The organism is Streptomyces sp. CNQ085, from assembly GCF_022614595.1.
Classification (GTDB): Bacteria; Actinomycetota; Actinomycetes; order Streptomycetales; family Streptomycetaceae; genus Streptomyces.
In genome coordinates, this window is record NZ_JAJFAU010000060.1 from 26,700 (window position 1) to 26,997 (window position 298).

At 78.9% G+C, this 298-nt stretch carries 1 pseudogene; it reads left to right on the forward strand.

What is annotated here, in order from left to right:
* Nucleotides 1-76 precede the first annotated feature (76 nt).
* Nucleotides 77-298 (forward strand): annotated as a pseudogene (locus tag LJ221_RS12755) (hypothetical protein); the annotation flags it as partial.

Consider the following 298-nt stretch of genomic DNA (forward strand, 5'->3'; position numbering starts at 1 on the left):
CCGCGGCGGCCCCGGAACCCTCCCCCCTGTTCCGGGGCCGCCGTTCCGCGTTCCCCGGCCGCTCCCGCTCCCGGCGGTGCTCCTGGCGGTGGTCCTCCCCCTGCTGCTCTTCGCCGCGGCCGCCTGGCAGGTGGCCGCGGAAGGGCCGCTGGCGGAGGAGGACGAGCGCCTGGCGCGCCGGGTGCGGGATGACGCCCCGCCGACCGCTCTCGCCGAGTTCCTCGCCGACCTGGGCAACGTCGAGGTCGCGCTGCCCGTACTGGTCGCGGCGCTGGCGTACGTGTGGGTGCGCGGGCGC